A 12,667-nucleotide genomic window follows, 5' to 3' on the forward strand; every position below is an offset into this window, starting at 1 on the left:
GTCGGCGGCGGGCAACTGCTACTCAGCGAGCGCTTGTAGCTCAACAAGGCGTTGCCCCCGCACGTATGGCGGGCGACCCGTGGGGATGTTGTGCGGGTGGGCGAGGCGGGCGACCCTGGGTGACTAACCGAGTGACGATCGGTGCGGACGTCAGTGGACAAGCTCGGACGATGGCGGACCGCGCCCCTAGGTCAAGGGCCATGGAATAGCAGCTCAGGTGGCAGTGCTGGTTGCCTGGGGGTCAAGGGGTCATCGGCCCGAATCCGGCCGTCCCGACAGCGGCCGAGTTAGCCAGGACTGGCGGTGCATCGGGTGTAGGGAACGTTGCCTAAATCGGGGAAACCGCCCAGGTCAGAGATGGCGGTGTCACCTGCCTGTGTGTAGGTGAGGGTGAAGAGGACCGGCATTGGCGCTGGGCAGGGCACGAGCACGTCGAACGTGATCGTCAACCAGGTGATGGCGCCAGGTGGGAGTGGGTGCGGTGTCCTGACGTCCATGTACGACAACTGGCCGCAGCTTCCCCATGCGCTCGTCGTTGCTCTCAGCCCGTTCAACGGAAGGACCGGTTCGATCCGGTCAAGCGTCGCGGTGGTGGCCGATCGGTTGACAATCTCAACGCCTAGTTGCAACCTGTCGCCGAGTTGAGCCGAACACCGGTTGCCGGTCCCGGTCACCGGTTGTGCCTCGGCCGTCACAACTGAGGCGGTTGTCGGCGCGTGCGGGCCGGGTCTGGCGGTATGGGCTTGGGTCTCGGCGCGTCGGATGCCGGCGAGGTATCCCGTGATGGCCCCGACGACGAGCGCGACAGCGATGGGGCCGGCGATTCCCCGTCCCCGCCACCATGGCAGGGGTGGCCTACGAGGCCCGATCTCGATGACGTCCATCTCGTTGTTGCGAGATTGCGATCCGCTAGTGATGGCACCGACCTCCGGTCTGGTTGGTCCATCGGCATTGACGCCCTTCATGCACCCAACATATGTCGGACAGCCAGAACGCGTGGGCTCGAAGCAGCCAACCGAGCAGCCAAGCCTGCAAGTCGTGGCGGGCACTGGCGGACGTCAGAAGAAGCTCGACAAGGACCGGGGCCACGCCGACAAGCAGGCCGCGGCGGACTCGTAATGCGTGGGTCGAGATGACAGCAACGAGCCGAACCCCAATGACCACAGTCAGGAGCCGACCGTCAAGGCAGAGGTGGCGCGGGCACGGTCACCGCTCAGGCCGTGCCCTCTTTTATCCTTCGCGGATGCGCTGACGGAAGAGGTTTGCGCTGGCGGTGGCGAAGGCCTCGGCGGCCAGCTTCGCTCGTTCGTAGAGGGCGTCGAGCTCGCCGGCGTCGATATTTTTTCGCCTCCAATACGCGCCGAGAGCCTTGCCAGACGAGTTCAGCTCGTCTAGAGCCCGAAGTACATGCTGATCACCGCACAGGATGCGCAGGCGTGCTGCGGCTAGCCGGAACTGGCCGAGGTCCCAGCCGTCCACGCGTCCGGGAAGTCCTAGCTCTCGTTCCTCCCACAACCGGTTCCGAAAATCCTCGGACAGTGCCAGGACCTGAGAGCACTGCTCGAGGAGGAGTTCGGCCAGCCGAGCGTTGCTCTCACCTCGCTTAGTTATTTGTTGCCCAAAGATCGCAATCCCAGCACCTGCAACGGCCGCGACTAGCGTCACCCACGCATCCACGTCGTCAGTCTCGCTGTGCGCGTCAACATCTACCGGAGGCCGCGAGCTAGCTGGCGCCGGCACGGTGGCCCGTTGCCGCCCGTTGTGGTCGAGAAGCGCCTGCGCCGCGCGAGTCGGTAGCGGTGGGCTCTCCGTGCGTCGTGCTCTGCCGCAGCCAACCGACGCCACCCGGCGCTAGCTTCGGAGCCCAGCTGCCGCGGTTGCTCGATGCTCACGAAGCAGCAAGGAGGCAGCGAACGGCCCGCCTGCCATCGACGCCTAACGACAGCAGGCGGGGTGGTGGCCAAGCCGAGGGGCACGGGACGACAGCCAATGGCAGGAGAAGGTGCGCCGCAACGGCGTTCGGGACGAAGTGTGCAACGGCGTGCGCGGTTAGCGGCCTCGACCGGGCTGTCTAGCCGGACCCCCGGCATGGTGCTGTTGATCGACCCCGATGCACGCCACCACCGCGAACGGGTCAGCAGTCAGGAACAGTTGGAAGTAGTACGGAGGATCGGTCTGCCTGACGCCTGCGATCTGCAACAGCTCGTCCTCTAGGGCGCCGAGGGTCATGACGGCCTCAGCGAAACCCACGGTGGGGATGCCAGCTTCCCGGGTGTGTCGCTCGCGCCTCTTGTAGATCCCTGCGAAGTGACGCGCAGGCAGAAGCCCGTCCCACAATGTGAAGGATGCCCCACGCTCTAGTGCCTGCCGGCAGGCCGCGAAGGATGCTGTCTGGCCGCCGAGCAGGGAGATCAGCTGTCCGCGTTCCACTCCGCGACCGTACAGCTCAGCAGTCATCCCCACGGCGCACGAGTCAGCAGGGAGTCAGCGAACGGTGCGATTCCGGCCGACACCAAAGATCACAGCCGGCGAGACGCCGAGAGCAGGACCACAGGGAACGACACCAGCCGACACTGAACGACAATGCCAACCAGGCTCCCCCCGACGGGGGTCATGAACGACGGGTCGGAGACGCCCGAGCCGACTAGATGCCGTTGCGGCGGGTCACCACAGCTCATCGAGGGCCGCGATCTGCTTGCGGAGGGTTCGGGCGTCCTGCGGCGGCAGGACGGCAACGGCGACGTCCAGGATCCAGCGCAACTCGGGCGGGTTCGGACAGCACTCCATCACTCCGCAGCCGGCATTCGGGTCCCACAAGCGATGCCAGGGGTGGCGCATGAACCATGACCAGGTCCGCAGTGCATCAGACACGGCCTGGTTCCAGAGGCGGGTGCGTTCGAGGTAGGCGATGGCTTTCAAGCCGCGGGCCGAGAGCCCGGGGATGACGGAGGTTGACTCGTCAAGCGGTCGCCGGTAGATGGAGTCGGCACGCAGTTGTGCGGGGCGCCTACGCGGCATTGCCCTTTCGTGGAGTCGACATGCCGATCATCGTTGCACACCCGCGTTCGGCTCACCTTCCGGGACAACTACGCGTGAGCCCTCAAGATCAGGCCGTCTCCAGGCCGTCTGAGGTGAACCAGCAGTGCCCACCGATGACCCTCGATGACGCGTCCCGGCCCAGGTCACAGGACGTCTCGTCCGGTTTGATCGACTACGCCTCGGCCCGCGATCAATACCGCTGGAAGTAGAGGCGGCGGGGCCGGCCTGGTCCCCGCCGAGTGCCATATCGATGGCCCGCCGGGTGCGATCTTCGCTGGCCGGCAGTTGACGAGATGGCCGGACGGGAGCGACCGGCCTGAGCGGCGAGCCGTTTCGTGGTTTGCCTTGACGACGGCAACGGTAAGTCGTAGCTTTCGTTCGTGGCCACTTACGGAATGCACCCGGGCTGGGAGGCGCTGGGTGATCCCAGCAGGCTCGCCATCGTTCAGCGCCTAGCCGAGCGACCACGCGCCGTGGGGGAGTTGGCAGATGAGCTGCCGATCAGTCGGCCAGCCGTGTCGCAGCACCTCAAGGTGCTCAAGAGCGCGGGCCTGGTCGTTGACCAGGCGGTGGGCACCCGCCGCGTCTACCGGCTCAGTCCGGTTGGGTTGGTCGCTCTACGGGACCAGCTCGACACATTCTGGCGACGGGCGCTGGACGGGTATCAGGACGTCGTTGAAGAGACCGAGGAGAGTTCATGACGCAAGCAGCTACGGCGGTGGTCCGCCGACAGATCGTCGTCAACGCGCCGATCGAGCAGGCCTTCACCGTATTCACCGAGCGGTTCGGCGACTTCAAGCCGCGCGAACACAATCTGCTCCAGGTCCCGATCGCCGAGACCGTGTTCGAGCCCCGGGTTGGCGGGCACATCTACGACCGGGGTGCCGACGGAAGCGAATGCCGGTGGGCGCGCATTCTCGCGTACGAGCCGCCGACCCGGGTCGTCTTCAGCTGGGACATCGGACCGACCTGGCAGGTCGAAACCGATCCGGACCTCACCAGCGAGGTCGAAGTCATATTCGTCGTCGAGACGCCAGCTCAGACCCGGATCGAGCTGGAACACCGGCACCTTGACCGGCACGGCCCTGGCTGGGAGTCGGTCCGAGATGGGGTCGACAGCGACACCGGGTGGCCCCTTTACCTCGGCCGGTATCTCTCCCTCTTTGGTGGCGACAGCTAACGGCCCGACCAAGCCGCCGTAGGAGTACAGCAGGGAAGTGCAGCAGCCGACGGAAGCGGGCCGAGCCGGTAGGGACGTGGCTCGGCCCGCCGACCGCGCACCGGACCTCAAGCGGCCCGCCTTGCCGGCAGTTCACACCGAGAAAATCGAATCCACCAAGATCATGCCGTTTCCGGGCCGTCGGGGGACCGCTGTCTACCAGGCGATCGATGATTGACCGCGGGGCCGATGGTCCGGCGGAGAATGCTCCAGCGGACCACCGGACCGCCCGTCAGATGGGATAGGTGCGGGCGACCGCCAGCATCTCGGAGCTGTGCGAGCCGACGATGCCGACGGCCGGTGGCCGGGGGCGGAAGCCGGGCAGCGCGTCCAGCCCGTCACTGGCGTCCATCGCCCGCACCGCAACCTGCCCGGCGATCGGTCGCAGGGTCAGCGTGACCTCGATCCCTTCCGCCGGTGGGGCGTGGAAGACCAGCCCGAAGCCCCATCGGCCGTCCCGGGGCTCCACCGGCACCGGCCGGCCGGCCACCTCGGCCCGCAGCACGGTGGCGGTCGACGTGTCGACGTGCAGGGTGGCGAGCCGGACCTCCCGCTGCGGGGTGAGCCGCAGCCGGAGCGTGCGTTCCCCACCCGAGCCGGAGTCGGCGAGCACCTCCAGCTTCGGCGCCGGCAGGTTCGCCGGCTGCGCCGGGCCGGTCCGTAGCTCACCGTCGCCGAGGCCGGGGAAGTCGTCGCCGACGTCGGTCACCCCGTCCACGTAGCCATCCGTCCACGGCTGCGGGTCGGTCTCATGGCTCAGCCAGCGGGCCTGGCCGGTGCCGGCGTCCATTGCGTACATCAGGTGGGTGGGCGCGGGGTGGGCGGCGTCGAACCGGTCGACGGCCAGCCCGACCCCGGCGAGCACCACGGCCGCCAGGGCGGCGGCTCCGGCCGGCAGGATCGCGAGCCGCCGGGCCCGCAGCGCGACCAGCCCGCGCTGGCCGCCGGCCTGCGGGTGCAGCAGGTCGACCACCGGAAGCGCGGTCAGGCCGAGCAGCACCGCGACCAGCGCGGCCACCCCACCCATCGCCATTCCCAGCGCGGGAAAGAGCAGCACCACGGTGGGCAGCAGGATGACCACGCCGACCGCCGCGGCGGCGGTCACCGCCACCACCGGCCACGGCCCGGTCTGCCGGGTGCGCAGCGCGAGCAGGCCGCCGAGGGCGCCGGCGAGCGCCGGCAGGGTGGTGAGGTACGCCCCGCCGGGCACCGCCACGGCGAGCAGCACCCCGAGCAGGGCCAGCCAGGCCAGCCCGCCGACGGCGAGCGCGGCCGGTCCGATCCGGCGGCGGGTCAGCGCGTACCAGGTGAACAGGATGGCGGCGGCGAGGGCCAGCACGGCCAGCCGGTACCAGGTCGGCCGGTAGGGGTCGAGCAGTTCGGCGTACCCCGGTCGGATCGCGGTGATCGCCATCCAGAGCAGTTGCGCGGCCACCGGCGCGGCCACGATCGGCACCAGGGCCAGCCCGAAGCCGGCGGCGAGCCGACCGGTGGTGGCCCGGCCCCGTCGCCGGGTCAGCCAGCCCAGCGCGGCCACCGCGAGCACCGCGAGCAGTGCCAGCGGCAGGGTGAGCCAGCCGGGGTAGCGGACCAGCCCGCCGGGGACCGGGAAGTAGGTGGCGTCGTGCCCGGAGCGCAGGTCGGTCAGGTCGGTGCGACCGAACTCCCGGGCCAGGCCCAGCGCGTTGTCCCCGTGCTGCTGGAGACTGCCGCGGTCCATGGCCGCCGGGGTGTCCAGCGGTGTGTGGTAGATCGCGCCGCCGTCGATGTACGCCGAATTCAGCCCGACGAACTTCCGGTCCAGGAAGGCGGTGAAGTCGGTGTCGTTGGGCAGCGCGCGGTAGATCTCCACGGCGAAGGAGGTGCCGACCGGGTGCGGGGCGGCCCGGCCGAAGACGTCCACCAGCTTCGCGTTGTTCCGGGACGTCTCGAACATGATCACCGGCCCGGTGGAGCCACGCGCCTCCAGGTTGAGCACCACCCCACCGTCGGCCGCCAGCGGGTGGCTGGCGGCGAACGCGGACGCGCCGCAGAGGCAGGCCTCCTCGGCGTCGGTCAGCACGAAGACGATGTCGTTGCGCGGCCGGGGGCCGGCAGCCAGCGCCCGGGCCACCTCCAGGATCGCCGAGGTGCCGGCGGCGTCGTCGTTGCCGCCCGGGCCCGTCTGCACCGAGTCGTAGTGGGCGACGAGGAAGACCCGGCCGGTCGGGTCGGTGCCGGGCATTCGGGCCACCACGTTGCGGACCCGGGCCAGGGTGGCCCCGCCCGCGGCCCCGCTGAGCTGGCCGGCTTCCGGTGCGACCGTGTCCTGCACCCCGGTCTCCAGGCCCAGACCGCGTAGCTGCTGCTCGATGTGCGCGCGAACCTGGTCGTTGGCCGGGCTGCCGGCGACGTGCGACCGGGCTGCGATGACCTGGACGTCCTCGTACGCCCGGGTGGCGCTGAACTCGTCGGAGGGCGCGTCGGCCGGCGTCGGGGCCGGGGTGCGCAGGTCGAGCAGGCTGCCGGCGCCGACGGCGACCAGCGCGACGAGGGCGGCCGCGACGGCCGTGAGCCGCCGGCGGGGCCGGGCCAGCGCGCGGTCGGCGGCCGGTACGCCCGGACCCGGGCGAACCGGCATGCCCGTCGTGGCGGGGGTGGGGGGTGCGCCCACGGGAACTCCTCGGGGTGGTGGTGCCTGGGGTGGCACCATCCTGCCCTCCGGCAGCCCCGGGTGGGACGGCCGGTCGGGTAGTCGTCGGGTGGGACGGCCGGACGCTCGAGTGTCCACCGTGCCCGGTTTGTCCTTCGGCGGGGCAGTGAGGCGGCCCATCCCCGGCCGCGCCGAGGCCGTCGTGTTGTGTGCGACCGTTGTCTAATACAGGATCAGCAGGGCACTCGGAAGGAGCCCGACATCACCAGCGATCTCCCGCGTCTCGCGGCGGTGACCCGGCCGCACCGGGGAGGCGGCATGGCCGGTTCCCCCGTTGTGCCGTACCCGCACGGCGGCTTGGCGCGGCACGCCAACCTACCGCCCGGTGAGCGGTTGCGGGTGCTGCTGGTGGAGGACGACGAGGGCGACGCCTTCCTGGTCGGCGAGCTGCTGGCCGAAACGAACTCGATGATCGACCTGCTGGTCGCCAGCAGCCTCAGTGAGGCGCGGCAGCGGATGATCGGCGTCGACTGTGTCCTGCTCGACCTGGGCCTGCCGGACGCGCAGGGCCTGGACGGCCTGCGTCAGGTGCTGGAGATGTCCAGTGGCGCCGCGGTCTGTGTGCTGACCGGCCGCTCAGACGAGCACCTGGGCATCGTGGCGGTCGCCGAGGGTGCGCAGGACTACCTGGTCAAGGGCCAGGTGGACGGGGTGCTGCTGACCCGGGCGCTGCGCTACGCGGTGGAGCGCAAGCGCGCCGACGTGAACGCCCGCCGGCTGCGCGAGGTCGAGCTGCGTCAGGCCGAGTCGGCTCGGCTCGAACGCGGCCTGCTGCCCCAGCCACTGATGTCCACCGACGAGGTGGCTGTGCACACCTTCTACCGGCCGGGCCGGCACGCCGCGCTGATCGGCGGGGACTTCTTCGACGTGGTGCAGACCCGTCCGGACCGCCTCGACCTGATCGTCGGGGATGTCTGCGGGCACGGCGTGGACGAGGCCGCGCTCGGCGTGGAGCTGCGGGTGGCCTGGCGGGCCCTGGTGCTGGCCAAGGTGCCGGACGACGAGGTGCTGCCGGCGCTGGAGCAGGTGCTGATGAGCGAGCGCCGCCTCCAGGAGATCTTCGCGACGGTGGCCACCACCCGACTCGACCTGGACGCCAACCGGGCGACCGTCCGGCTCGCCGGGCACCCGCCGCCGCTGCTGCTCGCGAACGGGCGGGTCGCCCCGGTGCCCGCGCCCGGGGGCCTGCTGCTGGGCGTACGACCGCGCCGCCCGATCGCCTATGACCTGGAGTTCGACACCGATGACTGGTCCCTGCTGATGTACACCGACGGCCTGATCGAGGGGCGGGTGGGCGAGGGCAACGAGCGGCTCGACGTGCCGGGCCTGAGCGGGCTGCTCGACGAGCCGGCCAACCGTGACGTGTCCCTGCCCGAACTGCCGGCGTGGCTGGTCGGCCGGGCCGAGCAGATCAACGGTGGCCCCCTCGCTGACGACGTGGCCATGCTGCTGGTCAGCCGTGGCGGTGGCCGGTGACGCCGGTGGTCGGCGGCTGGAGTCTGCGCCGCCGGGTCATCACCCTGCTCACCGTCGTGGGCGTGCTGTTGATCGGCCTGGCCGGGGCGGAGGCGGCGATGGCCGCGCGCAACCGCACCCAGATCGACGCCATCCTGAACGAGACCGGCCCGCTGCGGGTGCAGGCGCAGGAGTTGCTCAACGCGGTGCTCGACCAGGAGACGGCGGTTCGCGGGTACGCCGTCAGCGGTGATCCGAACGACCTGGGCCCGTACCAGGCGGGGCTCGACCAGGAGCAGAAGGTCGTCGCCGCGATGCAGGCCCTGCTCGACAACTACCCGCAGATCGGCCAGGAACTGCGGATCGTCGAGGAGCGGGCCGAGCAGTGGCGGCAGTCGGTGGCGTTGCCGGTGATCAGCACCACCGAGCAGAGCGGCACCAGCGCCGGTCAGGCGTTGGTCACCGAACGGGCCCGGCAGCAGTTCGACGAGGTCCGGTCGGCGATCGACGACCTCCAGCGGGAGATACTGGCGGCCCGGGAACAGTCCGCGTCTGACGTACGCAGCAGCAGCAACCTGCTGGTCGCGCTCTTGATCATTGCCGCGTTGGTGGTGGTAGTCGCCGGCGCGGTGCTGCTGCTCTCGCTGGACCGGATGGTGATCCGGCCGCTGATCGGGCTCGCCGACCAGGTCCGCGAGGTCGCCGAGGGCGACTACCAGCACGGCATCGCCACCACCGGCCCGCCGGAGTTCGTCCAACTCGGCGCGGATGTGGACGCGATGCGCCAGAAGATCGCCTCCGACCTGGCCGAGGTGCGGGAGGCCCGCGAGCGCATCGAGTGGGTCAACAGTCAGCTGCAGAAGCAGGCCGAGGAGCTGACCCGGTCCAATCGCGACCTGGAGCAGTTCGCGTACGTGGCCTCGCACGACCTTCAGGAGCCGCTGCGCAAGGTCGCCAGCTTCTGCCAGCTGCTCCAGCGCCGCTACGCCGGTCAGCTCGACGAGCGGGCCGACCAGTACATCGCCTTCGCGGTGGACGGCGCGCAGCGGATGCAGCGGCTGATCAACGACCTGCTCGCGTTCTCCCGGATCGGGCGGCTCACCAACGGCTTCGTCGAGGTCGACCTGAACAAGGTGATGGGCGACGTGGCCGGTCAGACCGAGGCCGCCCGGCAGTACGCCGACGCCGAGCTGACCTGGACCGAGCTGCCGGTGATCCGGGGCGAGGAGCCGCTGCTCACCAACCTGCTGGCCAACCTGGTCAGCAACTCGATCAAGTTCCGCCGCCCGGACGTGCCGCCGAAGGTGCACATTTCGACCCGGCTGGTCGGCTCCGAGTGGGAGATCAGCTGCCAGGACAACGGCATCGGGATCGAGCCGGAGTTCGCCGACAAGATCTTCGTGATCTTCCAGCGGCTGCACTCGAAGGACGCGTACCCGGGCACCGGCATCGGCTTGGCCATCGTCAAGAAGATCGTCGAATATCACGGCGGCCGGGTCTGGGTGGACACGGACGTACCGGAGGGCACGGCGATCCGGTTCACCCTGCCGGCGCTGCCCGAGGACGTCGAGCCGGCGGCAGCCGCCGCGGAGTCGCCGGAACCGCCGCAGGCGCCCGCGGCGGGTGTCGCGACCGGCGACGCCGTGCCCTCGAACGAGGCGCCGGCAACCTCCGCGGACCAGTCCGCCGGGGCGGACCGGCCGGACCGGGCCGACGGATCCCCGGAAGGCGGTAGAACGGGTGACATGAGGGAGACGGTGGGATGACCGCGCCGGCGGACGGCAAGAGCCCGATCGAGGTCCTGCTCGTGGAGGACGATCCGGGTGACGTGTTGATGACCCAGGAGGCGTTCGAGGAGCACAAGCTCCGCAACCGGCTGACCGTCGTGTCCGACGGCGCCGAGGCGCTCGCCTACCTGCGGCAGGAGGGCCAGTACGCCGAGGCCGTGACGCCCGACCTGATCCTGCTCGACCTCAACCTGCCCCGCCGCGACGGCCGGGAGGTGCTGGAAGAGATCAAGAAGGACGAGGAGCTGCGTCGGATCCCGGTCGTGGTGCTCACCACCTCGCAGGCCGACGAGGACATCCTGCGCAGCTACCAGCTGCACGCCAACGCCTACGTGACCAAGCCGGTGGACTTCGAGCGCTTCATCTCGGTGGTCCGGCAGATCGACGAGTTCTTCGTCAGCGTGGTCAAGCTGCCGCCGCGTGGCTGACGGCCTGCTCGACGACGTCGGTGACCTGCTCCGGGAGGCCGCCGACCAGATCGTGCTGCCGCTGTTCCGCAAGCTGGACGAGGCCGACGTGTCGGAGAAGGCGCCCGGCGAGATCGTCACCGTCGCGGACCGCCGCGCCGAGGAGCTGATCTCCGCGGGGCTGCGCCGGCTGCGGCCCGGCTCGATGGTGGTCGGCGAGGAGGGCGTCGCCGACGATCCGGGGTTGCTGCGGCACCTGCGCGACGGCGGGGACGTCTGGTTGGTCGACCCGATCGACGGCACCGCCAACTTCGCCGCCGGTCGCCGGCCGTTCGCCCTGATGGTGGCGTTGCTGACCGACGGGCGGCCGGCCGCCGGCTGGATCCTGGACCCGCTGGCCGGGATCCTGGCCAGCGGTCGGGCCGACGACGGCACCCTGCTCAACGGCCGGCCGGTGGGCGACACCGGTGCCGGGCCGCGCATGGGCGAGCTGCGTGGCGCCGCGATGACCCGGTTCCTGCCACCGGAGACCCGGGACCGGGTCCGTGCCGGTGGCCGGCGGCTCGGCGAGCTGCTGCCCGGCCAGCACTGCGCCGGCCGGGAGTACCTGGACATCCTCACCGGTGAGCAGCAGTTCGTCCTCTTCTGGCGCACCCTGCCGTGGGACCACGGCCCTGGCACCCTGCTGGTCCGTGCGGCCGGCGGCGTCGCCCGCCGGTTCGACGGGGTCGACTATCACCCGGCCGACGAGGGTCACGGCCTGCTCGTCGCGGCCAACGAGCAGGTCTGGGCCGAGGTGCACGACGCCCTGCTCGGCACCTGATCCGCGCACTCCGCGACGGTGGTGGCACGTTGCGTCGACACCGGAGCCGCCCAGCCGTCACGGGACTGGTCACCGGCGTGGCTTCCGGTATCGTGACCGGCGGTCTCCGCCAGCAGGCCGCCGACCGGCGCCGGCGGGGACGCCGCCGCGCAGTGGTTCACCGGGGGCCGGCGGTCGACGGAAGGACGCTTTCGTGCCCAGGATCAGGCTCAGCCAGCGACGCGGTCGCCGCGTGCTGCTCACTCTCGTCGCCGCCGCCGCGCTGGTGCTCGCCGGTGGCGCGGTGCCCGCGTACGCGGAGCCCGGCGAGGGCGGCAGCAAGAAGCTGCGGGACGCGCTGGAGCTGACCGCCAAGGGTCACATCGAGGCGAAGGCCAAGCTGGACAACTCCAAGCGTCGGCAGACGGCGCTCACCGGCGAGCTGAAGAGCGTCGAGGGCCGGCTGGTCGAGCTCACCGCCCAGGTCGGCGAGGTGGCCGCGCAGTCGTACCGCGCGGGCCGGCTCACCCCGGTGACGATGCTGCTCAACTCCGCCGACCCGCAGGCGTTCCTGCAACGCGCGGCCGACCTCGATCTGATGGCCCAGCGGGACGGCAAGCGGCTCCGCACGCTGACCGACGCCCGGCAGCAGGCGCAGCAGGCGAAGGTCGCCATCGACACGGAGGTCCGCGAGCAGCGGAAGCAGCTCGCCGTGATGGCGAAGAAGAAGAAGGAAGCCGAGGCGGCGCTCGCCGAGGTCAGCTCGGGCAGCAGCAACGGCTTCAGCGGCGGCAGCTCCGCCTCGGCCAAGCCGGCGCCGCGCAACTCGGACGGATCCTGGCCGTCAGAGTCCTGCTCGGTGGATGACCCGACCACGTCCGGGTGCATCACCCCGCGCACTCTCAACGCGCTCAAGCAGACCCAGGCGGCCGGCTACAAGCGGCACGTCTCCTGCCACCGCAGCGGCGGCGGCGGCGAGCACCCGAAGGGGCGGGCCTGCGACTTCGCGGCCGCCACGAATGGCTTCGAGGACCGCAACGCGACCGGCGGCGACAAGGCGTACGGGGACAGCCTGGCCGCCTGGCACGTGCGCAACGCCGATCGTCTGGGTGTGCTCTACGTGATCTGGTACAGGCAGATCTGGCATCCCGGCACCGGGTGGCGCTCGTACAGCGGCAGCGGCAGTCCGGCCGCCAGCCACACGAACCATGTTCATCTCTCGATGTACTGACCCGCGGCACCAGCTTGGCTGCGTACCATCGCGAC

Annotated in this window: 11 protein-coding genes; 7 read left to right on the top strand and 4 right to left on the bottom strand. The window is 70.6% G+C overall.

The annotated features are described in order from the left end of the window. Nucleotides 1-1,230: 1,230 nt before the first annotated feature. From ACWD5O_RS06200 to ACWD5O_RS06210, 3 genes are all read right to left on the bottom strand, one after another. Nucleotides 1,231-1,677: a hypothetical protein gene (locus ACWD5O_RS06200; protein WP_450084730.1), complete on the bottom strand. Its 447-nt coding sequence runs from the start codon at nt 1,675-1,677 to the stop codon at nt 1,231-1,233. A gap of 372 nt (nt 1,678-2,049) precedes the next feature. Continuing rightward, nucleotides 2,050-2,430, bottom strand: a complete 381-nt coding sequence (locus ACWD5O_RS06205; protein ID WP_354964871.1) for a hypothetical protein — start codon at nt 2,428-2,430, stop codon at nt 2,050-2,052. A 234-nt stretch (nt 2,431-2,664) separates the two neighbouring features. Further along, nucleotides 2,665-2,919: a hypothetical protein gene (locus ACWD5O_RS06210; RefSeq protein WP_354964870.1), complete on the bottom strand. Its 255-nt coding sequence runs from the start codon at nt 2,917-2,919 to the stop codon at nt 2,665-2,667. Nucleotides 2,920-3,419: 500 nt separating this feature from the next. Here ACWD5O_RS06210 and ACWD5O_RS06215 point away from each other — a divergent pair, with 500 nt between their 5' ends. Next, nucleotides 3,420-3,740, top strand: a complete 321-nt coding sequence (locus tag ACWD5O_RS06215) for an ArsR/SmtB family transcription factor (RefSeq protein ID WP_354964869.1) — start codon at nt 3,420-3,422, stop codon at nt 3,738-3,740. Continuing rightward, entirely contained in the window at nt 3,737-4,219 is a 483-nt protein-coding gene (locus ACWD5O_RS06220) for an SRPBCC family protein (RefSeq protein ID WP_354964868.1), read from the top strand. Before ACWD5O_RS06215 ends, ACWD5O_RS06220 begins: the two co-directional genes overlap by 4 nt. Nucleotides 4,220-4,490: 271 nt before the next feature. Here ACWD5O_RS06220 and ACWD5O_RS06225 read toward each other — a convergent pair whose 3' ends face one another. Continuing rightward, on the bottom strand, nt 4,491-6,911 hold the full coding sequence (locus tag ACWD5O_RS06225; protein WP_450084731.1) for a M28 family peptidase: 2,421 nt from the start codon (nt 6,909-6,911) through the stop codon (nt 4,491-4,493). Nucleotides 6,912-7,208: 297 nt separating this feature from the next. Between ACWD5O_RS06225 and ACWD5O_RS06230 the strand changes: the two genes are divergently transcribed. The 5 genes from ACWD5O_RS06230 (at nt 7,209) to ACWD5O_RS06250 (ending at nt 12,632) form a co-directional block, all read left to right on the top strand. Further along, nucleotides 7,209-8,426: a PP2C family protein-serine/threonine phosphatase gene (locus ACWD5O_RS06230; protein ID WP_354964867.1), complete on the top strand. Its 1,218-nt coding sequence runs from the start codon at nt 7,209-7,211 to the stop codon at nt 8,424-8,426. Next, complete coding sequence (locus ACWD5O_RS06235) at nt 8,423-10,171, top strand: sensor histidine kinase (protein ID WP_354964866.1); 1,749 nt, start codon at nt 8,423-8,425, stop codon at nt 10,169-10,171. Before ACWD5O_RS06230 ends, ACWD5O_RS06235 begins: the two co-directional genes overlap by 4 nt. Continuing rightward, entirely contained in the window at nt 10,168-10,620 is a 453-nt protein-coding gene (locus ACWD5O_RS06240) for a response regulator (RefSeq protein WP_354964865.1), read from the top strand. Before ACWD5O_RS06235 ends, ACWD5O_RS06240 begins: the two co-directional genes overlap by 4 nt. Beyond that, nucleotides 10,613-11,422 carry an inositol monophosphatase family protein gene (locus ACWD5O_RS06245; protein WP_354964864.1) on the top strand — a complete coding sequence of 270 codons (810 nt, stop codon included), beginning with the start codon at nt 10,613-10,615 and terminating at the stop codon, nt 11,420-11,422. The genes ACWD5O_RS06240 and ACWD5O_RS06245 overlap by 8 nt, the downstream gene beginning before the upstream one ends. 193 nt (nt 11,423-11,615) lie before the next feature. Continuing rightward, a complete protein-coding gene (locus ACWD5O_RS06250) occupies nt 11,616-12,632 on the top strand; it encodes a coiled-coil domain-containing protein (RefSeq protein ID WP_354964863.1) in 1,017 nt (338 codons plus the stop codon). Nucleotides 12,633-12,667 lie beyond the last annotated feature (35 nt).

Source organism: Micromonospora sp. NPDC005161, assembly GCF_053599855.1.